Source organism: Salinimonas sediminis, assembly GCF_003429285.1.
Lineage (GTDB): Bacteria > Pseudomonadota > Gammaproteobacteria > Enterobacterales > Alteromonadaceae > Alteromonas > Alteromonas indica.
In genome coordinates, this window is sequence record NZ_CP031769.1 from 2232852 (window position 1) to 2255741 (window position 22890).

The following is a 22890-nucleotide window of genomic DNA, read 5'->3' on the forward strand; positions in this document are numbered from 1 at the left end:
ACGCCTGATTTTTCCCTACTTCAGATTGCTAAAGAAGCTCTCCGCTACCGCATTATCCCAACAGTTCCCTCGTCGACTCATACTGGGTTCAACATTCAACGTATTGAGTAACTTTCTGAAGCTGCGGCTACTGTATTGAGATCCTTGATCGGAATGTAGGTTGACCGTATCAGATGGTTTTCGCCGCCAGTGGGCAGCGGTTAGCGCGTCCATCACTAGCTCTTCTGTCATCCTGTCACCCATAGACCCACCACTGATTCGGAGCCGCAACGGTAAAGTCGCGGTTCAGGGTATTGGCAGCAACAATATCCGGTTTACCGCCATAGCGCCCCTTCGGCGCGTTGTAGCCGCGCTGGGCTTTAATATTGGCTTGCTGCATCAGTCGTAAAACACGGTCACGCCCACACGGGATATTCGCCTCTAGTAAATCCAAGTAAAGATTCCGGTAACCATGATGGCCGCCGCTTTCCAGCCAGAATTGTTTGATAGCGCCGAGCAAGCGCTTGTCATCTTTATCACGCTGACATTCAGGGCGCTGCAACCACTCATAATAACCACTGGGATGTAGCTCAAGTGCCTGACACAACAATCTCACCGGGTAATCGGTACTACGAGATTTTACGAACGGGTACCGTTCTTTGAGTCGCTGGCAAAGAACACCGCTGTAGATTCAATTAATCAATGCAACAAGCATGGTAAAACAAGCGTTAGCGGAGATCTTTTGGATGAAACGAATGTTTACGATACAAGAAAAAGAGTTTGTATTTGATTCCTGGAAAAACGGAGTTGGCTTTAGTGCCATAGCAAAACTATTAGATACGAAGCCCGGAACCATTTTCACAATGCTGAGGGATACCGGTGGCATAAAGCCTCCAGCGCGCAAAAAGAACAAAGTACATTTAACTCTTGCCGAGCGTGAAGAAATAAGAGTCTCACTGTCAGCCAAGAAAAGTATTCGAGCAATTGCAAAGTCTTTAGGGCGCTCCCCTTCAACTATATCCAGAGAAGTACAGCGTAATCGTGGCAGGAGGTATTACAAAGCCGTAGATGCCAATAACCGCGCAGGAAGAATGTCAAAAAGGCCGAAACAGTGCCTGCTATCGGCGAATTCGGAGCTTAGAACAGTTGTGCTGAAGAAGCTTGAGCTAAATTGGTCTCCTGAGCAAATATCAGGTTGGCTTAAACGAGTTTTTTCCCGTCGCTACTCTATGCGAGTTTCAGCGGAAACCATTTATAAGACGATCTATTTCAGAAGCCGAGCGGCATTGAACCATGTGCTCGTAAAGCATTTGCGACGAGGGCACAGCTTAAGACATAGTAAAAAGCATTCACGGCGCGGAGAGCGCGGAACCATTAATATTGTCGATGGCATATCGATCCATGAACGAGCCAAAACCATTGATGCCAGAAAGACTTTAGGTCATTGGGAGGGGGACTTAATCACTGCCACAAATTATTCTCACGTAGCGACATTAGTCGACCGAAAATCACGTTACACGATACTACTCAAGCTTAAAGGAAAAGATGCCAGCTCAGTAAACGACGCGTTAATAAAAAAATTCGAGGAATTACCGAGAAAATTCAAATGCACGCTAACTTGGGATCGGGGGATGGAACTGGCGAAGCATGTTGAGTTCACAGCGATAACCGGTGTTCCGGTCTACTTTTGTGATCCGCAAAGTCCCTGGCAGAGGGGTACCAATGAAAATACTAATTCCCTTATTCGGCAGTACTTCCCTAAAAAAACGTGTTTAGCCCAACACACTCAAGAAGCACTGGATAAGGTCGCGGCGCAATTGAATAGTCGCCCTCGGAAGATATTGGACTTTAGAACGCCAAAACAGTTAATTGAAAAGAGTGTTGCGTTGACAAATTGAATCTACAACGGCTTCCTTTAATATGTCTCGTTCTTGCTGGGCACGCTTCAGCTCACGTTTAAGTCTGGCAACTTCTACACGTAAGTCTTCATCTTCTTTACGCTGCTTAGCCGGCTTTGAGAAGGACTTCATCCAACCGTAAAGGCTCTTGGTACTGATATCGAGCCGTGCTGCTACGTCAGCGACACTGTAGCCATGAACCACCACTTGGTTCACTGCTTCCTGCTTAAATTCGTCTGAATAACGAATGCCTTTACCCATGATCTACCTCTTATGGTTTGAGTTACATTTTTACCATAAAAAGTGTCGGGAAATCTCAGGCCTTACCATTTGAAACCAGGTGTTTCTGTTTTTTCAATCTCACTTTAAGTTTTATTGCCAGCTTTTAGCGTCAGGCTCTTCGTTCCTTCGACGAACAACTAGTCAAAAATTACACAAACAGCACACCTTTATGCCTTACACAGTACGCTAAACTCAAAATCTCTTGGATTTAGAAAGTATTAATGTAAGCATAGTAAAATTACAGACTAATTAGATTTCACATCAAACCTTATGTCAGATTTTACAGAGATATTGACTCATCAAAGAAAACTACAGGCAGCAACCAAAGACCTGAGTATTGAGCAACTGAAAGACGTTAGTACTAAACTTGACAATATCGTTGATAAACGCCGAGAAAAAGTTGCGGCGCAAGAGATTGAACATGCAGAGAAAAAGAGCAAAATTGAAAGTGTTCTTGCTCTACTCCAAGAAGAAGGCCTGTCTCTTGATGATCTGGCCGAAGGCGATAAGCCCACTAAAAGTAAAAATACCGGCAAGAAACGCCCGGTTAAGTACCGTTTGATTGATGAAGAAGGCAAAGAGCATCTTTGGACTGGTATAGGCCGTATGCCCAAGGTATACAAACAGGCATTAGATAGTGGCCACCAGCTTGAAGAGTACGAAATCAATTAACTATCACCGATATTACAAAGGGGCTTTGAGCCCCTTTGTAATATCGAGGTAGGAATATAGTGATGTTTATAGTAGTGCATATTGTCGGCTACCATTTGACCTTCCCCCGAATTTGCCTCCATTTCAAATACTGATACAACGTTCCGTCAAATCATTACTTCCTGAGATACTATGCTAAAAATACGTTTTCTGCCCCTTGCCATGTCAATATCGTTACTGGCGTGCGCACCTAATTCGATTGCCGAACCGGTTAAACTGTCTAACTCTGGAATTTGCCACGACCAGGGCAGTAACTGGTATTCGCGTACTAAAAACTTTGATGCTTTTGGCTCAATGGAACAGTGTGTCTCCAATGGTGGTCGCCCGTATTCTGGATACCGCCCCACTGGCGCCAATATAAATATTTCAGAAGGATATGACCGAAAGTTGTTTCCACATTGGCTGGATATTGATAGTGACTGCCAGGATACCCGGGCCGAAGTGCTTATCTACCAGTCTTTAAAAAAGGTAAGTTATTCTGGGAACCGAGCCTGCTATGTCAGTATAGGACATTGGTATGACCCGTACACCAACACTACGTTTACTGACGATGATGACCTGGATATAGACCATATCGTTCCTCTGAAGTGGGCTTATGACCACGGGGCTGATAAGTGGGATACTGAAAAACGAGCAAGCCTGGCCAACGACTTTGAAAACCTTTTGGCAGTGAGTAGCTCGGCAAACCGGTCAAAAGGCGCTAAGGGACCTACACAATGGCTACCATCAAATCAATCTTACCGCTGTGAATACATCGCAAAGTTCACCGGCATTGTTCACAAATACGGGCTGACTTTTACCTCTTCAGAACAGCATACTTTGAACAAAATGAGCAATGCTTGTTCCGTATAGCTTTACCAAAAGCAGTATCTTTTACAGATACTGCTTTGCATATGCCGGCAATTCGTTATTTTTGATGACCTGGTTCAACTCAGATGAATTTGGACAACCTATGGCCATGGTCACAAGGCTTTCTGATTTTCCATTTTGCATAGTCACTATGGGCAGGCCGCACTGATCTAATAGAGATATAATTCTATTGAGGCTCTCCCGGTCTTTGACCACCAGCTCCAGGACTGCATCAAATACACTGGGCTCTTTTTCATCAATATAGGTGACAATTCCTTTCTTTGCGGCACGTTTCAGCTCTTCAGGAGTGAGCTTTCTGTCCTCGGTTTTATCTGTATCGTAAACACCACCAGCTTCCTCCCAGGTCGCCCCAAAGGCACCTATCCAATGACCAGTGTCTTTACCATCATGCATGGTGATAAAAGACCGTCGCTTCTGATACTGCTGAAAGTACTTTTTCAACGCTAAAGAAAAGGATTTTTTACTCACATTCAAGTCGTTGAAAAATGACTTGCTGGCTTCGGACATTTCTGGCCGATAGTTAGCCAGCCATTTTCGTATTGAACCGGGCTCCTCATTGCCTTCGTTCATAAGAGCCGCAAGGTGGGCCGTATTGATATGGGCAAAGATTTCTTCTATTGGCGGGGGTTTGCGCATGGCTAATTGGTTCTCACAATTTGTCAGCAAGTATAATCAAGCCCGAAGCTATGTCCAAGCGGTGGTTTACTTATTCTCTGCAATTTATCTATATGAATATAAGTGCTACTTTGTTTCTGGTTGTCGCAGCGCTTAAGTAACGTCGTTCGTGTGGGCGTAAACCCAGCTTAATCTGCTTCTACCTTGAGATAAGCTCGCTCATGTCTCGGGGTCGGGCTCAAACCATTCCTTCCATTTCGGTAATTTGTGAGACCTGGGCACTTAGCTCTGCGATTGATTGCTCTACCACCTTGATACAAAGCTCAACATGCTTCACTTCATTGTTAGAGGGCCCCTGGGCTAGTGTTTGCTCATAGGCGCTTTCAATGGCGCCGGAGACTGATTTAATCATCTGCGTCATTAATAACTGCATTCTTGGAAGCGACATCCCTATTTCTACCGCCATATCAGCAAGCATATAGGCCGTGATAGGTGGATTGAAATTCCCCTCCCCGCCCGATTCATGGTCACCTATGGACATGGCAAAGTGTTGCGTGGAATTTGAAACTTCAATGGCATTGGCGGATTGCCGGCCTTGTATATCGCGGATGATTGCTTCGATATTTACCAGATCGTAAAACGGCGCCAGCGTCAGGCCTTTATGGCTAACAAAAAAGCTTATGTTTTTACCGTGAGCGTCATAGTTGCGAGCAAGAATATTAAATGTCATCCACCGGATTAACTGCACCCGGTAAGCTTGTGGGTTGGCCACAGCAATATCAAAAAGCTTCGCAAAGGAGACTCCATCACGGATATAGATACCATCGCCTTCGTCACCATGCTGCCTCTCATACTTATACGAGGGAGGAAGGTTAACTGCCTGGCAACCATCTATAACATGCCTGCGCCGAACCCGCATGTTATCCAGTTCAACTTTTCTGTCGAAGCGTTCAATCACGAAGGTTCGAACCTCGCCGTATGATCTGATTTCAACTGGTGGCACATTAAGCCCGGCATTTTTTGCCAGAGTCATTGTGAAGAGCTCATTCACGGCGATAAATGGCGCTCTGTCAGTTTCAAATTTAAAGATTTTGTTTGAGCACAGGGCGCCTTCACCAAACCCCAGCTGACCATCAATTTCTAACAAGTTCAGTTTATCCTGCACACCGGCAACGGATAGTCGTGTTTTACCATCCCAGATTGTTATAGCAGCACCAGTACGCTTCAAGCCTGAGAGCTTATTGATTAGCTCAACATCGGAAATCTCACGAAAGGCCGTTTCTTTCTTTCCTTCTTCCCCACTGGCAAAGGATAAGGCCCCTGAAGTTTCGCTACCAATCAGCTTAATCAGCCCGAAGGTATTGTTTTTTGACAGCGTGGTATTGGTTGTTATTTCTTCCAGGCCTTTACCTTCAGGGAGCATATTCTGCAGGAAGTTTCGTACGGCGTTACGCTCAAAATTACCGTCCAGGGGCAAATGAGGCGAAACGGCGAACCCCTCTTTTTGCCAATCTGGCTCATAAACCATAACCATTCCTGTCTCAGTACCTGTTGGAAGCGTGAGTGTGGCAATCTTACGGTCATGGCCCAGGTATACATGCAGACTGTTTTGCTTAGTACCATTCGTCATGGTCGTCTCCATTACCTTTATGATCGGCCGTTTCATCTGAGATGAGGGAGAACGACAGGCCTAAATACTCCATAACAAGTAATAGGGTAGCCAATTTTACATTGGTATCTCCCTTCTCGATTTTCACAAGAGTAGGTTTTGAGATGGAAAGGACCTTTACTACATCTTCTAAGGAAAGCTTTAATCCTGTTCGCTTTGCACTAATTGCTTTCGCTAACAGTTGAGGCGAGAAACTTTTGCTTAAATCAGGCATCGGTGACGGCTTTACGGATTTACCTTTGCGGGACGTTTTTACATGACTCATTTTAAAAGTTAAATGTAGTTTACTTTAAATGAAATATAGAGAAGAAATTGCTATAGGTCAATTGTAGTTTACTTTTAGGAAATTCAGGACTAATTGATTACAAAGGTAAACTATCCTTTACCTTTAAGACGTCTCATTGCCGTTCGATTTACGACTACTTTAGCCTCGATAGGTGTATTTGGTGGGCGAAACAGAGAAGAAGTAATTAATGGCACCCAATAGCTCACTCTATGGGTGCCAATTTGCTCTATCAATTACCCCAGATGTCCCCTGCCCACTGCGGATTATCGATGAATGGATTACGATTGCCTTGAAAACCTTGAGCTGCCTCGTTTCTATCTATCTCAAACTGGCTTACCGGGTCTTGCTCGTGCCATTGTAGTAGCATTGCTATAAACCATGGCTCAAAAACCTGGCCACTTGTACCATTTAGCGCTGCATCTGAAGAGCTATTGCTGTTCTCCCACCCTGCTATTTGATTCTCATAGCGTGTGGCCATATAAAAATAAGCTCTCGCCATGTCGCCCTTGAAAGTATCAATAGGCTCAAAAACGGTACCGCTATAACCCAACCCACTTATTGCACTGCCAAGCTTTGAACCATTAGCTGAGGTGTAGGTAGCAGAGCCAACTTTACCGAAAGGGTAGCTACTGCGCCGGCCATTTACATATCCATCTGATGCAAACACATGGTGTATATCCGTATTCATGGGCGATATGGCGCCGCCAAACCAGCTTTTAGGAAAGGTGTGTTCCCGATTATAACAATCTCCCTCGGATTGATAGGTGCCACACTGGTCTGAGCCACCAGCATAAGTGTACGGATCGCTACCATTCGCGTTTTCCGAATAGATATCATAAATCGAACTGTCTTTTTCATCATAGGTATCCAAACCATAGGAAATATAGAAGTTCCATATAGAGGAATAGCTTTGTGAAGAGTGGTTTTTGATAATGTCGTGAAGCGCTGTTTTTAAGGCATACCCGGTTTTTCCCTGCGCTGAATCGTAATAGCCTCCCTGGCTACCTCCGCCACTGCCAAGAGTGAAGTTGGTTGACTCAGCACTGCCGAACTGACCTCCTGAAGCCGCGGTGGCAGATCCAAAGCTTAGCTCATAGCTACCATTACCATAGTTACAGCAAATGCCGTCTCCGTATTCATCACTTATGGTAAAAGTATAATCCCCATTAGCAAGGCACTGAGACTCTTGCGTGGTACTATTACTGGCATAGCCTGCGCCAGAAGCAACAGTAGACCCGCTCCCATCTGTGATACTCCAACTGGTTTCAGCGCCATAGTTGTCTGTGGTAAGCGTTAAATTCCCCGCATTTGAGCTACATGTTCCAGGCTCTTCACCTCCACCAGCCGCGGGAGTGAAATTGTCTATATAAACGACTTCAGAGCCATCAAAACCAGCTTTGTCGTAAAACCGAAGACCCACTTCAATCTGGCCGGTAGTACCCGGTGTATACGTATACGATAGCTTTTGCCACTGACCGGTTAGTGTATGATCGGAGTAATTGTGATACCCGTCCACATAAAGCCTGGCTGCTACACTACCCTCAGTATGATATACCCAGGTTGCAATATCGATTTGCTGACCAGCCTGCACATCTATCGTTTGCCTGAAATCTGTTGAGCTTTGGGAGCCAGTATCAACAATGATTTTTGCAGAAGCAGCTTGCTCGTAAACAATTGAAGTAGATTGGCTAACAGATATACCGGAATCTATGGTGGTCCAGCTTGAAGGCTGATTACCGTTCCAGGTCTCGAAACCAGCATTTTGTATGTTTGCAAAAGCGTTGGAGGTAAGTAGTGCAGCTGCAACTCCAACAGCCATAGGTGTGAAGGGCTTCATGTGTGCTTCCTTATAGTGGGTAATCGTTCGTTACTTTTTATAGGATTCGCTTACTTTTACATTCACGTGTGACAATAAGATGTATTTGAAAATTTAACCACACACAAAGGCGCCAAGACCATAAACTTGGTGAGACTTCAAAGACCACATATACTGGACATACACTCAGCAGGACACCTCTACTATATGAATTTATTGCGTTTCTACATGAATGAAATCGAAAAGCACACACTGTCACTTTGTGAGCTGGTACGTGCCAATGCAATAAATAAACAATGCATCATGTTTTCTATTCCACGCATTACTAAAGAAGAGGAAGAGCGCCTTATTGAAGATGATTATGAAACAATACCCGTAGAGCCTCTAACGGGTACAGCTGCTCTTGAGTATGCCCTGGATGCCTTCAAAGACATGCATGTGTACGACGGTAAGCTTAGCCGGCGCTTTGTACAAAAATACCCAGGTCTGATTCCTCTGTCATGTAGCTGGGAAACGATTGAGCCCTATGTTGAAGCACTGAATACTGCTAAGCATGGCTTCAAGGCGGAAGTGCAGAAGTTTGAAGGTCCGGACGAAAAGTTCTATGAAGTACACGACCGCTTCCACTACCTCATTACAACCATGGCCTATAGGAAGGTATATGCCTTTCAAGGCGACTATAAAGCATTTTATTTTAACTGGTCGCGCCGCCCCCGGGTAGAAACGGATACAAAAGAGAATTGGTTAGAGCGACTGGAACGGGCCCGGGCTACTGTGCCGGCTAAATATTCTCGTGAATCGTGGTACGCCGTATTGGACTCAGAAAGGACACTGCTGGAAAGTACTCCCGGGGAAAAGTTCAGCGCCCGTCGGCCTATAAAGTTACGGCCAGAATGCTCGGTTAGAAATCAGAAAGGACAAATGCTTGGCTACAGTGCTGGCATGCCCTTTTTATTAACGGAAAATTCTTATCGGCCCAAAGTATCGCCCCTAACCGATTACATTCGTAAGCCGGCTTCAAGTAACTCGACTAAGTGGGAGCTCATCCTACCCAGGATCCACTTATACCGTAGATGCTGATTTCAATGCAAAGCCCACTTTTACCTGACATGAAAAATGCCACCTTCACACTAAAAAACGCATTTTCAATAGAGTAAAATTTTACAAATAAATTCAGTTGGTTATAAATTAGTAAGAAATATATTTCCCATTTATAGAGTGTTTTGCTCATTTACAATTATGTGGTCCTGAATTAGCTTTGTGGTCCGTTTCGAGTTAAGGAAAACATCATGGCAAAGCACACTTATACTAAAGACTTTTCAATAGCAGTAATGAACCATGCCATTGCGGCCGCAAAGCGCGAAGGTCAGACCCAGGAAGATATAGCTAAGTATCTTCATGTAGGGGTTTCCAATGTTTCAAAGTACAAAAACGGCGAATCAAAGCTAAAGCCCGACTATATAGACCAACTCATAAAAAGATATGGCGGGCCGCGTGCTGAAAAGGGTGAATACCAAGTAGCTCGAATAGTGGATAATGTAGATAGTTACATCGAAGGGTTTAGTAGCAGCGTAGAACAAAGTTATGCTGCGCTACTTGACACAATCTATTGCAGCCCGGGTGCGAAGAAACAGTTCGCTGATATGATGACTGAAATCAAGGTGTTTGATGCCGGTGTGTTTGATACCGATGAAGTGAAGTCTGATATCTTTCGCGATTACGCTGAGAGTCGATGGACTGATGAAGCTGATAAAGCTACTGATGCTATATTGGATTGGCTTACCACTGCCATAAGAACACAAGACTTCAAGGAGTGGATGGAAAGCTGCCTGTCTAAAGTCGACAGTGGCCAATTGTCTTTCAGGCACAGTTATTGGCCACTTCCGACAATAAAGCATCCAGAGCTACAGGGCCGCATTCCAGAGAGGCGCCATCTAGACATCATGTTACTTGGGTATTATTTAAACTACGCGAATCCGAAGTTTAACTTTTCCGAGGCCTGTACCAAGAAACCTGATCATAAGGGACTGCATGAAGTTGTACTCAAAGGCGAAACTATCCTCAATATCACTATCACATCAGACACAATTAAAACGGATGAATCCAGCCTAGTTTACATTCCTAAAGTACAGCAGCTCTTCATGCGCATATATAAACACGAGAATCGGCCGAGTACCACTTTGTATCATGAGCCAGTTGAAGATCAGAAGTCAGTTCTGAGCGGATTTGAATTGCGCTCCGTGCAGATTCGTCTGCACCTTAATTCTGATATGAATTATCGACTCTGTGTTAATGAAGACTGGGGAACCCATGTAACCACCTCAGTGATCAAGAATGTTAAACATGATTCGGTATTTGGTGACTGTAAGCGGTTATCAGAATTTTTTGGCCTTAACCCTGGCTATGAAAAGGACTTGAAACAAGCGATAGCTGAGCGTGGTGGGTTTATACCAGGCGCAATTGTCTTATAAAAGTGTCGCTTCAACACTTTGAATTTTGAAGCCCCTCAACAATAACGGAGTTTACTATGACAAAGTTAGAGAATGCGCCAAGCAAAACGGGAAAACCTTCGGGCCCCGGGCGTTCAAACAAACCACCTAAGAAGTAACAACAGATAAAGAAATTAAGAAAAGAATGCCTGCTCCTAGTTGGACCCGCGGGGGCATTTGAACGAGAACCTACGGTTTTGAACCCAGTGACCACGTCGAAACCGTAGGTTTCCGGCGAATCATCCCTTCTCCTCATCTTCAATAAAGTATGTACCGTTGGGTAACACATGCTTATAGGGCAACAACGAGATATGAGATAAGGTCTCGTCGTCGATTTCCTCCCCTTGCTGCCGAAGCTGCTCCACAATGTCGCTTATCTTGATGGTGTTCCAGTACAGAATGGCATTGGACACAAAGCTGAGACTACTGGCCTTGTTCATGATTTCTTCATAGTCGCCTGTGGTGAATTCACCCTGATCCGCAAAGAATATCCAGCGCGGCAGTTTATGTCGGTATTCCCCTTTATTCAGTTGCCGTTGGACGGTTTGACGGAGTTCTTTGTCAGTCAGGTACCGCAGAATGTATTCGGTCTTGATAATCCGCCCCAAGTTCGTAAAGGCTTTGGTGAGGCGATCCGAAGGTGAACTATTGGTTAATCGTTGGACGATGACGTGTGCTGGCGCAGTTTTCTGCTTCAGTGAAATCGCCACTCGCATCATATATTCCCACTGTTCCTCAATGATGGCCAGATCGGCTGTTTTGGTGAGTAAATGGTTGAGGTCGCCGTAATCGACGGTTTTGTCAATACGGTAAAGCTGCTGATCTTTGAGATCCCGAATGCGTGGCATAAAGTAGAATCCGAGCAAATGACAGAGTGCGAAGACGATTTCGGTATAGCCATGTGTATCGGTGGTGTGCTCCCGGATTTTCAGAATCGTGTTGTTCTCCAGCAGGCCGTCCAAAACATACAGCGCTTCACGCGGGCTACAGGAAATAATCTTGGTGCTGAACACTGAATATTGATCGGAAACGTGGGTGTAGATCCCGATGGCTTTTTCATAATAACCGTAGTAGCGGGGATAGTAAGAAGCCAACAGGCTGTCGGCGCGGATTTTAAAGCGTTGCGCATCCGATGAGGACAATGTACCGGTTCCGTGCACCGCACTCAACGGCAGCTCATGGTGTTGATACACAATTTCAGCACTGGCGTTGATCAGGGTTTCCTCTCGAATATAGTATTGCAGGATATGCCGGAGCATATCGACGGTCACACCTTTAACGCTATTGCTCATGGATACGACACCCAGGTTGGTGGCCTGCGAAATAATGGCGGCCATCAGGCTTTTGTAAAAGGCTTTGGGGCGCGATTGATGGTGCTGGATAGGGACAAAATGACGGCTGTAATGTGTCATTTGATCTACTTCCATCAGAAGCTGTTCGATACGTATGCTGGGCATATGTGCATCGATCACTTTTTGCAGTTGGTTGACTTTATCCGGGACCTCGAGCTTGTCATCACGTTTGAGTTTCAATCGGCCGTTTTGAATTTCCGCGAAGTTGTCCAGGCCGAACAGCTTTTTCGCTTCAGAGACTGATTCGTGGAACTGCGTTGAAATGGCGGCTCGAACTTCGTGCGGTGGAGGCTGTTGAAGTTCGGTATAGACAGCCTGTCTGGTTTCATCCCAACTGGGTTCATTTAAGGTGAGATCCCAGAACGAAACATGCTGCTTACTCTGCGGCAAGTACAAATCGCCGGAACGCAAGGCGTCTTTCATAGCGAGAGCCAATCCCATTTCCCAAACGTTGCGATTGATGTTATCGGCTTGATCTTTAAGGCTGCGGCGTAGTTCGCGGGGAATGAATGCTGTCGGTGTGTTCTCGGGTAGCTTTTTCAGGTCGCCATCATCCAATTTCCGGACGAACTCAATAGCTTTTATCAGCGGCCCGGAACCTTTAGCCACTTCAAATGGTAACCGGATAAAGTCGGCAAAATATTTTCGCAAACTGGGATAACGGGCCAGCAACAAATCGCAGTAGCCGCGTTCCTCCAGGCGTTTAAAAATGTGCAGGTCGTCAATGGATGCCAGCAGATGTTTCTCGTCAATGCGTTGCCACAAGTCCTTCTTGTACAATGGCTGTTCATCCGGCCATTCCAGCAAAACATGCGTGGTTTCAAGCACAGCATCGATGGCTTTCTTTTGGCGCTTGCGAAACTCCTTGTGTTTTTTGTCGTGGCTGTTTTTGGTTTGCCGGCATAGCTCTGTCATGTACTGATCATGCATTTTGACCAGATGATCCAACAGGATCTTGCGGGATTCCAACAGGAAGCAAACCATCAATGCATAGCGCTTATGGTCCTTGAAGCGCTTCATGTCCTTAGCGCTGTAACGCTTGGTCAGTCGGTACAGGTAGTTAAGAAAAGCGGTATCAATGACCTTTTCTTCGAACTCATTAATGCCGGTGGACACCAGATTGTCATAGCGTTCCAAATAGCGTTTCAGTGATGATATTTTCGCACCCGGCGGGTACTCTTTGAGTTGGTTGAAGTAGGTTCGTTGATTGCCGTCGGTGGCTTGCAACAAATCGTCAATGGCATCGCGTAATTCCGGCGACATCTGATCAAACACTTGCTCAAAAAGCTGAGCGTGTACCTGGTTACATATGCGGATGATCTGTCTTTCGATCGTCGTGGGGCCAGGTAAAACAATACGTTTCAACAGAAGGTGGCGTTCTGCCCGGTGAAAAAGTTCATCCGGAAGCAGTCCCTGTTGGGCATGTTCTTCAATCCAGCGGTCCAGATCTGCTTCCACTTTGTCGTCAAACCGATGAAAGCCCAGGTACTTGAGGATATTGTTCCGGTGTTCCAACACCGTGGCTTCTCTTTCGGGCACTTCCACCGTTAGCGTAGGAGGAAGATCGAGTTGACTACTCAGATAGCTGATCACTCGTGGCGAAAGATCATGAAGCTGGTTTAGAAACCGGCCATAGAGGCGCATGGCACACAGTTGGATGGCAAATCCCAGGCGATATTGCTTGCGATACTTGTTGACGACCTCGCAATCACGACGGCTTAGCGTCCAATCGCGAACCATTTCCTCATCGGAGAATCGTTGCGGCAATATTAACGGTTGGTACCGCTGCTGATTGGTTAAGAACTGCTCTTTGGCTGTCATAGGACCTCACTTGGCTCCGGTCACGCCAACTACGCTATAGCGCTGTTTTTATTGATGGATGCGGTATTTAAAGGTGCATCACCGCCTTTAAAGGCAATCGCTCTTGCCCAAGGGTTATTCGGTTTAAAAATGTGTAGAGATTATAACATATATGTGCTAAGATCTACGCATGTCCTGGATACTGCTGATACTTTCACTCCCCACTGAAAACGCCACCGTGCGCATGCGGGCATGGCGCGCCATCAAAGCCCTGGGGGCCGTTTCGCTGCGTGATGGCGTCTATCTACTGCCAGCCATCTCTGATCATGCCGAAAAGCTAGAGGCAATTGCCCAGGATGTCCGTGATAATGGCGGGACCGCCCATGTACTGCACGCTAATGATCCTGAAACCGAAGCGTTCCCCGCGCTATTCGATCGCTCGGAAGACTATGAGTCGCTGGACTCGGCGATGGCGGACCTGCGGGCAAAGCTCTTGCCGGAAACCGCCATGGAGGTCATGAAGGAAACACGCAAACTGCGCAAAAGCTTCACGCGACTGTCAGCCATCGATTTTTTCCCCGGTGCCGCGCGGGATCGAATCGATACGGCTCTGAAACAGCTGGAAAGCGATGCCAACCGGGTCTTGTCTCCCGATGAGCCGCAGCCCGAACCTCGCACAATCCGCCGTCTTGATCGAGCCGATTATCAAGGCAGGCTCTGGGCGACGCGGCGTCGGCCGTGGGTGGACCGTTTGGCCAGTGCCTGGCTGATTGGCCGCTTCATCGATCCATCCGCACGCTTTTTATGGCTGGCCTCGCCGGACGACTGCCCGGATGAGGCGCTGGGGTTCGATTTCGATGGGGCGACCTTTACTCACGTGGAAGAAAAAGTCACTTTCGAAACGCTGCTGGCGAGCTTCGACCTGGATTCACCCGCGCTACTCCGGCTTGGAAAACTCGTGCACTACCTCGATGTGGGGGGACATCAGCCGCCGGAGGCCGCCGGGGTCGAGTGTGTATTGATAGGGCTGCGCGAAACCCATAGCGATGATGATCAATTATTACAAGCTGCCAATCAGGTTTTCGACAGCCTGTTGGTCACTTACGTTAAGGAACAATAACCATGCACGAACCGTCAACTTCATCTGCACCGCCAAGCAGCGGGTCCAATCAAATCACCAGGGATGCGACCGCTGGTAACCTCAATGCTTTCGGCCATTACATCACCTTCGGGGAGGCCGTGCGTGTCTGGTTGCGGGTCGCCATCCTGAGCTTTGGCGGTCCCGCCGGCCAGATCGCGGTGATGCACCGTATTCTGGTGGATGAAAAGCAATGGGTCAGTGAGAGCCGCTTCCTGCACGCGCTGAATTACTGCATGGTGCTGCCCGGACCTGAAGCCCAGCAACTGGCCACCTATATCGGCTGGCTGCTGCATGGCATCAAGGGTGGACTGGTTGCGGGCGCCCTGTTCGTGCTGCCGGGCTTTCTCAGCATTCTGGTGCTCAGTCTGCTCTACGCTGGATATCAGGAAGCGTCACTGGTGCAGGCCCTGTTTTTCGGTATCAAGGCGGCCGTGCTGGCGATCGTGATCCAGGCGGTGATCCGCATCGGCAAGCGCGTCCTCAAGAACGCCTACATGTACGCATTGGCGGTCGCCGCTTTCGTGGCGATCTTCTTCTTTGCCGTGCCTTTCCCGATCGTAATCGTTACCGCCGGATTGATCGGTCTGCTGGGTCGGCATGTCGATCCGGAACGCTTTGTGGTCATCAAGGGGCACGATACCCCCGAGGACGCCGGGCGTGCGATTGATGCCATGATGGAGGGCGGCGCGGCAAGCCATACCCGGGCGTCACGGGGGCGGGCACTCAAGGTGCTCGCCGTCTGGCTGCCGCTGTGGTTTGCGCCACTTGTCGCCCTGCTTGTGACCTTGGGCTATGAGGATGTGTTCACCCAGATTGGGCTTTTCTTCAGCAAACTGGCGGTTGTCACCTTCGGTGGCGCCTATTCGGTGCTGGCCTACATGGCCCAGGAGGCGGTACAAAACTATGGATGGCTGGCACCGGGGGAAATGCTGGATGGTCTGGGTATGGCGGAAACTACACCCGGCCCGCTGATCCAAGTGGTGCAATTCGTGGGCTTTATGGGGGCCTTCCGGGCTCCGGGAACGCTCGACCCCTTCACAGCAGGCATCTTGGCATCGGTTTTAGCCACCTGGGTCACCTTCGTTCCCTGCTTTTTGTGGATCTTCCTGGGCGCGCCGTATGTGGAAACACTGCGCGGCAACCAGGCGGTGAGCGCGGCGCTGTCGGCGGTCACGGCGGCCGTGGTGGGCGTGATGCTGAATCTCGCCATCTGGTTCGCGGTGCACGTCGCCTTTAACGAGGTTGAAACTGTACGGGCCTATGGTATGCTACTGCTGATACCCGCCTGGGGCAGCATCCACATTGTCAGCGTCGCGCTGGCCGCGGGCGCCTTTATCGCTATGTTGCGCTTTAAGGTGGGCATGTTGCCGATGATTTTAGTCAGCGCACTGCTGGGTATTGTGTACCATCTGTTATTTGCAGGCGCCCCGGCGGCGTAACCCCCCAATACAGCCAAAAATGTTTCACAGCAACAAAAAAAGAGGAATAGCCATGACAATGTCTCCGCTTCGAGCATTCATTCTAATGTGCGCTTTATTCATTCAAGCATCCATAACAATGGCCGACGATTCCGGCCGCCTCGATGATAAGGCCATTGGCCAGGCGGCTGGCACCCAGGCAACGGCCAAACCTGATGGCGTGGTGCGTATCGGCTGGAAGCGCGACGACGTGCCCGTCACCGTTGACGGTATGAAGTTCCCGCCGCCGGCGGGCCTCGGGAGTTGGGCCGCGTTCAAGGCCTTGCCGGAGGGTGGTGTTATGGTGATGGGGGATACGGTGGTGTTTGAGGATGAAATCACCCCGGCCATGGACGCCGCCTTTGCCCACGGCCTGGACATCACCGCGCTGCACAACCATTTCGTGTTCGACCGTCCGCCGGTTTACTTTATGCACATCGGCGGCCATGGACGAAACGCCGAGTCACTCGCCGAAGGCGTTAAGGCCATGTGGGATGCCATTAAACAAGTGCGTAAAAAGCATCCCGTACCGCAAGAACGATTTCCGGGTGATGTGCCCGATATCACCGGCAAATACAACACCAAGACGTTGGAAAAGATTCTGGATGCCGAGGGCAGCCTTAACGGGCAGGTGCTGAAATTCACGTTCGGGCGCAGCGCCAGAATGCACGGTGTGGAATTTGGCGCATCCATGGGCCTGTCCACCTGGGCCGCCTTCTCCGGGAATGAGAAGCAGGCGGTCGTCGATGGGGATTTTGCCATGACCGCGGACGAGATCCAGCCGGTGATGCGGGCGCTGCGTCAGGCGGGCATCCACATCGTGGCGCTGCACAACCATATGACCGGTGAAACGCCTTCCTACTATTTCCTGCATTATTGGGGCAAGGGCCAGCCCGAGGATCTGGCGAAAGCGATACGGGCAGCGCTGGAGACGCAAAGATGAATTGAGAGTGGGATTCGTGATTTGTCGGGTTATACGGGGTCGATCAGCGTGACCAACTTTTCCATCAATATCAGCGAGGCATTATTCGAAAGTTGCTGGCCTTCTTCGATGTACTCCCAGACCGTTGCATCGCTTTTCCAGCCGCCTTGTTTCTTGATCAGCTCGAAGTCTACCCGTTCTCGAGCCGCCGAAGTGGAAAGGCCGCGGCGAAAACTGTGACTGCTCAACTCGGGCACGAAGTCGAACTGACAGGCCTTGCCCAGGGTTTTGAGCAAGTCATTAATTGCCCCTGGGTTCAGAGGCCTGGGCGTCACCTGATCCCAGCGGTTAGCCGGCCTAAAGAGCGGGCCGCTATCAATCTCAGCGCTATCCATCCAGGCCTTGATTGCTGTAGCCGGACAACAACCTGGCGTACCGAAAGGTAAGGCGCGGGCCAGCCCTGCCGCCTGTTGATCCGTTTTGGAGCGCGGCAACCGGATGATCAGGCCTTCCGGCTCCCAATTCAGATCACTGATTTGAATGGCCACCAGTTCGCTGCGACGAAAAGCGCCGAAAAAGCCGGTCAACACCAGGGCGATATCCCTATGCTTCTTTTTGCTATCCGGCAAACACCGCAGGTAATCCACCATTTGTGCGATGTGTTCCAGGCGTAGGGCCTTGGCCTTGCGTTTGGGTTGGCCATGAGTGCGACGAATGCCTTCCATGGTTTTCCGCACCAGGGGATCGCGCACCGGATCAGTGACGCCTTGGTAATGGTGCCACTGGCTAATGGCGGTGAGGTGGAGATCTAACGTCCGGGCGTTGAGCGATTCGGCCCTGGCGAGCAGATAGCGCACCACCGTATCTCGGTCAGTCGGCAACCGGCCACCCCATTTCTCAAATTGGCGAATGGCGGATCGGTAGGCCTTGCGGGTGTTATCGGAGGTGGCCGCCTGGAGGTAGTGCCGCAGTGACTCGGATTCCCGATGAGCAATCTGGTTCGATTCCTCATTACGTAATGCTAAGTCGGTGGCCATTTTGGGTGGTTTGGTGTTCATGAATTGGATTCCTATCGGTGTGACCAGAAAGGCGGCTATGTACCGGCGTTACAAGCAGAAGATTTTCAGCTTAATACCATAACCAACGATAACATTTATTATCGAAGGTTAACAATTGAAACTCAAGAAACTTTGATAAGCATAAATATAATGTTATATTACGTGTTACATAATACGTTACTAAATAGTTTGAGAGGAAATCTCCCTATGGCACGCGCCGGAGTCACTTACCACGATGTCGCCAAAGCCGCCGAAGCCATCAAAACCCAAGGCCAGGAGCCTACGGTGGATCGAGTGCGGGAACATATGGGCACCGGCAGCAAAAGCACCATCGCGCCGCTGCTCAAGCGTTGGCGATCAGACAACGGAGAGGTAGCCGATATCGGTGGACTCCCGAATGACCTGGTGGAGGTAGTGAAATCACTCCACGAGCGGGTACAGCAGATGGCCGACCACCGTATTGAGGAGACCCGTCAGGAATTTGAGGCGTCAAATAAAGAACTCCGCAAAGAATTGGCCGATTCCAAAAACACCATCGCGCAACTTACTGCCCGACAACAGGATCTTGAGAGCCAGATTGAACGGCAGAACAAAGAAAAAAGCGCGTTAGACAAGTCTCTGGAAGATGTGCGTATCAGCGTGGTCAAAGCCGAGGCCCAACGAGACGAAGCCATTGTGCGAACCGCTGAATTAAAGGAAAGTATTGCGGAACTTAAGCAGGAAAATAAGGACATCCGCGATCATTTTGAACATTATCAGCAGCGCACTGCCGAAGACCGTCAGCAAGAACGCGAACAGTTCCGGATCGATACCCAGGGGTTGAAAGACCAGATGCAGGAACTGCAACACCGGTTCGACCAGGCTGAGTCAAGAGTGTCCGAGTTATTTGATGCCAATGCGCAGTTACAAAGCAATGCAGATAAACTTGAACAGACCAATGCGACGCTAAACAGGGATTTGAACGGAAAGGTAGATGAGACCCAGAACCTGAAGCGCGACCTTGAAGACGCCATGACGAAGAACCAGGAATACCAGCATAAAAATGAGCAATTGGCAGAAAAAATAGCAGCTCTCACTGCTCAGAAAGCAGATGTCGATAAGGAATTGGCCGTGTTATCCCAAGCTTTGAAGGCCACCAAAACCGAGGTGAAAACCATCCAGGATAAAGTGACGTATCTGACCGATGAGAACAAGGTAATTCTTCAGGAAAAGGCGATGATCCTAGGACAATTCAAACAACTCCAGGGTTCGCTATGAAAAAGGCTGTCACAGCATTGAATATTCAGTAATGTTCCAAAGATGACCAAGTTTTAAGGGCAAATGCCGGGTTAGCGGCTATCTGACGGAAACCTACGGTTTCGAGGGTGCCACAGGATTCAAAACCGTAGGTTTTCGTTCAAATGCCCCCGCTGGTCCTAGTTGGCATTCTTTTCTTCGTTTCAATTGAAAAGTATCAAGCTTGAACTATCCTTTTGTCTAATCACCAAGCAGTTTTAATTAACCACCGTCCTCAGTGAGGAGGCTTGATATGAAACGCATAGTCATATGTAGTGATGGCACCTGGAACCGCCCCGAAAAGAACCTGAATAAAGACTGTCCTACCAATGTCCTGAAATTCGCCCGGTCTATTCACCCGATAGGTGATGATGGCGTTCCTCAACAAGTTTTCTACGATTGGGGCGTGGGTAGCTACTACGATAATTTCGGCGGTGGCATTACCGGTCTTGGCGTAATGAAAAACATTGAAGATGCCTACCGTTATATAATTCAAAATTACACCGAGGGCGATAAGCTCTATTTCTTTGGCTTTAGCCGTGGTGCCTATACCGTACGTTCACTCTGTGGCCTCATTTATAACTGCGGAATCCTCAAGCGAAATAATGCGCACCGCGTAGAAGAAGCCATGACTATTTACAGGGCGAAGGGGAATGATAACAAGCCAGGTGGGAGCACAGCGGTCGCTTTCAGAAAAAGTCACTGCTTTGAAAGCCGTGATGTTTTCTTTGTAGGAGTATGGGACACAGTCGGGGCTTTAGGTATACCAATTTCATTTCTTGGACTCTTTGAAGACCGTGATGAGTTTTACGACACTAAGCTTGGAAGTAACGTTAGTGTTGCCCGTCATGCATTAGCCATTGACGAGCGCAGAGAAGACTTCGAGCCGGCTATTTGGGAGCCCAGACAAGGGTTAGACCTCAAGCAAACGTGGTTCTGTGGCTATCATAGCGATGTCGGCGGGGGACATATGCCCTGCTCAAACGATTTAAGTGCATCGTTAATACCGATGGAGTGGATGGCTAATGAGGCCAGAAAAGCTGGCTTAAACCTTGAGTCACATTGTTTTCAATCTTGTACCGACAGTTATCTTGCCAAGCTCCACCCTTCCAAGCGACATTTTTATCGCATTCGAGGGGAACATATCAGAGATATCGACCATTGTGGGAGAGTAATAAAGTTTCATACCCTGGGAGTCTAAACGCCATGATTTTTGGTTTGCAAATGTGTGGTTAAAAAAATAAAGTATCATACTTATTTTTAGCTCAACGCATAAACTGCGAGCTAGCCTTGCAATAAAGTATCATACTCACACACTCTAGAGCTTCCAATTTTCCTTGAAAAGCAGTGGGTACTCGCGGTTTAATACCCAAAGAGTTTTGCTTTATCATCTAGACAAATCGTTTTCCTTCAGTGATTGAATTTATTGACGACTTGAATATAAATATCTGATGTTCCAATATTTATATTCAAGTAAAAGCCGAAATTTTTCTCTGACTTTCTAAAAGAAGGAGTAAAATTAAGGTATTATAAGTCGTCCTAGAACAGTCACTGATGTCCAACGGGGCAGAACCCGAAGCAACTGATTTATTGTATGCTATCTGTGAAACAACGACCTAGGTTGCCCCCCCTGGTACGTTTTCAATAGACAGGTATGCTCAAACCATTCAATCCCGTCAAGCTCTAGTAGCGAATCAACCGCGCCTCCAATTAACAAACTTTCATCATTCCTTATTGTTACAGTCTTAATCTTGGTATTGAGAGCAGGATTGAGCTTTATTCTTCCTTTTAAATTTGGCTGCTTCTTTCCGTGCAAGTTACAATCATAACTTAGCGGAAATTCTTTACCGGAAGTAAAAACATCATGATCTAGGCCTATTTCACTCCACTCTACGCAATTGACACTTGAGGCTGAGAACCCTCCAATCGCATTTTCAAACATTTTTGGGTATTGCTCTTCAAATATCTTCTCGTTAAACCAACTACCCATCCTCCTAGTGCGAAACCACTTACTCGCCATTTTGGTAACTATTTGAGAAAGCAAAGCTAAAGAATTTAAAGTGGCCTCTTCATCAGCTAATTCAATGGCAGGAGTAAAAAATAGTTTTCCATTTTTGGCATGAAACAACGGAAGCCGAGCATTGCGGTAAACCTCATCGATGATGAATTCGACCGAATTTTTTTCGCTTGCATTCGCTATCGAATCTAAGTTTAACTCGTCAGATACTAACTAAATTAAGGGCTCGTGACAGCCATTGCACTTCTAGTTCCTTGCCTTTCGGATGTTTTGATGACAAAAGGTGTTCAAACGCCAAGTACATATTTCTGTAGGCTCCGAATAGATCTTCTGACACCTGAGAATATCTGAAAAATCGGAATCCTAAGTGATGTTGTTCCATAGGTGGAGGACTTGGTACAACTTTTCCATTTTTGTCCCGGACCACAATGCCAGCTACTTCAGACTTCATGGATAAGGTAGAAGTATCAACCAGCGAAAAGATCGTCTCTCCTTCGTCAGTCCACCAATACATATACTCTTCATCTACTTTTTTTGTAACCAGGTCTTCCGTACCTTTCATCGAGAGCATGTCCAAACCGATTTGAACAAGTGCTCTGCCCTTTTCCAAGGTTTCTTCTCGCCCCAGCCTTTCCCTAAGACAACATACAATATAAGGGACGTTTTTTTTACACCTAAGTACATTTCCATCGTACGAGTATTCAACATCGTCTTTAGGGGGAGAAGTAAGTGAGAGTACAATACCGCTTCCCAGGTCTCCTTCAATATTGAGAGCTAAACTTCCAAGTCTTGCCAAAACAACTCCTTACACGCTATTTTTATTTAATCCACACAATATCCAATTGATTTATATCTAATCAATAATTTTATTAGCAGTCTCCGTCAAACTCAGATAATAAGTGCACCACACATGGTCAAACGGTGCGACATAAGCTGCTGGTTGGTAGTAATGTGTATTCGCCAATAACATCGCGTTCCTTTTTGACTTTAGTCAGCTCTCTTTTTAGCTTTGCCATCTCTTCATCGCGAGGACTGTCATGGCCTGTAAATGCTTGGTCTTTGTTTTGCTCTGCTTCACGTTTCCAGCGATTCAATAGGTTTGGATTAACACCAATATCCAGTGCAATTTGGCGACAACTCACACCCAGCTGCTGGGTCAGTAAAACGGCTTCGCGTTTAAATTCTGGGGAATACTTTCTTCGTTTGGTCATAGACACTCCTTCTAGGCATAGAATGCCTTCTTATGGATGTGT

At 47.6% G+C, this 22890-nt stretch carries 21 protein-coding genes and 1 pseudogene; 10 read left to right on the forward strand and 12 right to left on the reverse strand.

Translation table 11 applies throughout. The features are described from left to right. Window positions 1-15: 15 nt before the first annotated feature. Window positions 16-243 (reverse strand): DDE-type integrase/transposase/recombinase, encoded by a 228-nt coding sequence (locus tag D0Y50_RS20020; RefSeq protein ID WP_117316758.1) that lies wholly within the window; start codon window positions 241-243, stop codon window positions 16-18. Beyond that, the gene (locus D0Y50_RS09960; RefSeq protein WP_170145483.1) at window positions 236-595 is read right to left on the reverse strand and encodes an IS3 family transposase; all 360 of its coding nucleotides are present in this window, start codon (window positions 593-595) and stop codon (window positions 236-238) included. The genes D0Y50_RS20020 and D0Y50_RS09960 overlap by 8 nt, the downstream gene beginning before the upstream one ends. A 130-nt stretch (window positions 596-725) precedes the next feature. On the opposite strand from D0Y50_RS09960, the gene D0Y50_RS09965 reads away from it, so the two are divergent. Then, the gene (locus D0Y50_RS09965; protein ID WP_117318710.1) at window positions 726-1877 is read left to right on the forward strand and encodes an IS30 family transposase; all 1152 of its coding nucleotides are present in this window, start codon (window positions 726-728) and stop codon (window positions 1875-1877) included. Here the strand turns inward: D0Y50_RS09965 and D0Y50_RS09970 are convergent. Next, window positions 1845-2138, reverse strand: a complete 294-nt coding sequence (locus tag D0Y50_RS09970) for a transposase (protein ID WP_117316761.1) — start codon at window positions 2136-2138, stop codon at window positions 1845-1847. The genes D0Y50_RS09965 and D0Y50_RS09970 overlap by 33 nt on opposite strands. 291 nt (window positions 2139-2429) lie before the next feature. Here D0Y50_RS09970 and D0Y50_RS09975 point away from each other — a divergent pair, with 291 nt between their 5' ends. Together D0Y50_RS09975 and D0Y50_RS09980 are read left to right on the forward strand one after the other, a co-directional pair. Further along, window positions 2430-2831: an H-NS histone family protein gene (locus D0Y50_RS09975; protein ID WP_117316763.1), complete on the forward strand. Its 402-nt coding sequence runs from the start codon at window positions 2430-2432 to the stop codon at window positions 2829-2831. A gap of 171 nt (window positions 2832-3002) precedes the next feature. Continuing rightward, the gene (locus D0Y50_RS09980; RefSeq protein ID WP_117316765.1) at window positions 3003-3722 is read left to right on the forward strand and encodes an HNH endonuclease family protein; all 720 of its coding nucleotides are present in this window, start codon (window positions 3003-3005) and stop codon (window positions 3720-3722) included. A 21-nt stretch (window positions 3723-3743) separates the two neighbouring features. Here D0Y50_RS09980 and D0Y50_RS09985 read toward each other — a convergent pair whose 3' ends face one another. The 4 genes from D0Y50_RS09985 to D0Y50_RS10000 all read right to left on the reverse strand — a co-directional run bounded on the left by D0Y50_RS09985 (window position 3744) and on the right by D0Y50_RS10000 (window position 8147). After that, on the reverse strand, window positions 3744-4376 hold the full coding sequence (locus tag D0Y50_RS09985; RefSeq protein WP_117316767.1) for a hypothetical protein: 633 nt from the start codon (window positions 4374-4376) through the stop codon (window positions 3744-3746). 217 nt (window positions 4377-4593) lie between these two features. Beyond that, complete coding sequence (locus tag D0Y50_RS09990; protein WP_117316768.1) at window positions 4594-5985, reverse strand: HipA domain-containing protein; 1392 nt, start codon at window positions 5983-5985, stop codon at window positions 4594-4596. Beyond that, window positions 5969-6238 carry a helix-turn-helix domain-containing protein gene (locus tag D0Y50_RS09995; protein WP_176582453.1) on the reverse strand — a complete coding sequence of 90 codons (270 nt, stop codon included), beginning with the start codon at window positions 6236-6238 and terminating at the stop codon, window positions 5969-5971. Before D0Y50_RS09995 ends, D0Y50_RS09990 begins: the two co-directional genes overlap by 17 nt. Window positions 6239-6539: 301 nt before the next feature. After that, window positions 6540-8147 (reverse strand): HNH endonuclease signature motif containing protein, encoded by a 1608-nt coding sequence (locus tag D0Y50_RS10000; RefSeq protein WP_117316772.1) that lies wholly within the window; start codon window positions 8145-8147, stop codon window positions 6540-6542. Between the two features lie 186 nt (window positions 8148-8333). Here D0Y50_RS10000 and D0Y50_RS10005 point away from each other — a divergent pair, with 186 nt between their 5' ends. Both D0Y50_RS10005 and D0Y50_RS10010 read left to right on the forward strand, forming a co-directional pair. Beyond that, window positions 8334-9206 (forward strand): DNA replication terminus site-binding protein, encoded by an 873-nt coding sequence (locus tag D0Y50_RS10005; protein ID WP_117316774.1) that lies wholly within the window; start codon window positions 8334-8336, stop codon window positions 9204-9206. 209 nt (window positions 9207-9415) lie between these two features. Beyond that, window positions 9416-10597: a helix-turn-helix domain-containing protein gene (locus D0Y50_RS10010; RefSeq protein WP_117316776.1), complete on the forward strand. Its 1182-nt coding sequence runs from the start codon at window positions 9416-9418 to the stop codon at window positions 10595-10597. 257 nt (window positions 10598-10854) lie between these two features. Here D0Y50_RS10010 and D0Y50_RS10015 read toward each other — a convergent pair whose 3' ends face one another. Then, entirely contained in the window at window positions 10855-13788 is a 2934-nt protein-coding gene (locus D0Y50_RS10015; RefSeq protein ID WP_020744760.1) for a Tn3 family transposase, read from the reverse strand. Window positions 13789-13957: 169 nt separating this feature from the next. Here D0Y50_RS10015 and D0Y50_RS10020 point away from each other — a divergent pair, with 169 nt between their 5' ends. The 3 genes from D0Y50_RS10020 (at window position 13958) to D0Y50_RS10030 (ending at window position 17308) form a co-directional block, all read left to right on the forward strand. Continuing rightward, complete coding sequence (locus tag D0Y50_RS10020) at window positions 13958-14887, forward strand: chromate resistance protein ChrB domain-containing protein (RefSeq protein ID WP_020744759.1); 930 nt, start codon at window positions 13958-13960, stop codon at window positions 14885-14887. A gap of 2 nt (window positions 14888-14889) precedes the next feature. Next, window positions 14890-16347, forward strand: coding sequence for a chromate efflux transporter (gene chrA, locus D0Y50_RS10025; protein ID WP_020744758.1), 1458 nt, complete (start codon window positions 14890-14892; stop codon window positions 16345-16347). Between the two features lie 118 nt (window positions 16348-16465). Then, complete coding sequence (locus D0Y50_RS10030; RefSeq protein ID WP_197044467.1) at window positions 16466-17308, forward strand: DUF1259 domain-containing protein; 843 nt, start codon at window positions 16466-16468, stop codon at window positions 17306-17308. A 29-nt stretch (window positions 17309-17337) separates the two neighbouring features. Here D0Y50_RS10030 and D0Y50_RS10035 read toward each other — a convergent pair whose 3' ends face one another. Further along, window positions 17338-18345, reverse strand: coding sequence for a tyrosine-type recombinase/integrase (locus D0Y50_RS10035; protein ID WP_020744756.1), 1008 nt, complete (start codon window positions 18343-18345; stop codon window positions 17338-17340). A 207-nt stretch (window positions 18346-18552) separates the two neighbouring features. On the opposite strand from D0Y50_RS10035, the gene D0Y50_RS10040 reads away from it, so the two are divergent. Further along, window positions 18553-19602: a DNA-binding protein gene (locus tag D0Y50_RS10040; protein WP_020744755.1), complete on the forward strand. Its 1050-nt coding sequence runs from the start codon at window positions 18553-18555 to the stop codon at window positions 19600-19602. Window positions 19603-19873: 271 nt separating this feature from the next. After that, the gene (locus D0Y50_RS10045; protein ID WP_117316778.1) at window positions 19874-20821 is read left to right on the forward strand and encodes a DUF2235 domain-containing protein; all 948 of its coding nucleotides are present in this window, start codon (window positions 19874-19876) and stop codon (window positions 20819-20821) included. Window positions 20822-21217: 396 nt separating this feature from the next. On the opposite strand, the gene D0Y50_RS10050 is transcribed toward D0Y50_RS10045, so the two are convergent. The 3 genes and pseudogenes from D0Y50_RS10050 to D0Y50_RS10060 all read right to left on the reverse strand — a co-directional run. Beyond that, window positions 21218-21748 carry a hypothetical protein gene (locus tag D0Y50_RS10050; protein WP_117316781.1) on the reverse strand — a complete coding sequence of 177 codons (531 nt, stop codon included), beginning with the start codon at window positions 21746-21748 and terminating at the stop codon, window positions 21218-21220. Between the two features lie 91 nt (window positions 21749-21839). Continuing rightward, window positions 21840-22433, reverse strand: coding sequence for a hypothetical protein (locus D0Y50_RS10055; RefSeq protein WP_117316783.1), 594 nt, complete (start codon window positions 22431-22433; stop codon window positions 21840-21842). A 172-nt stretch (window positions 22434-22605) separates the two neighbouring features. Next, window positions 22606-22848 (reverse strand): annotated as a pseudogene (locus D0Y50_RS10060) (transposase); the annotation flags it as partial. Window positions 22849-22890: the final 42 nt, after the last annotated feature.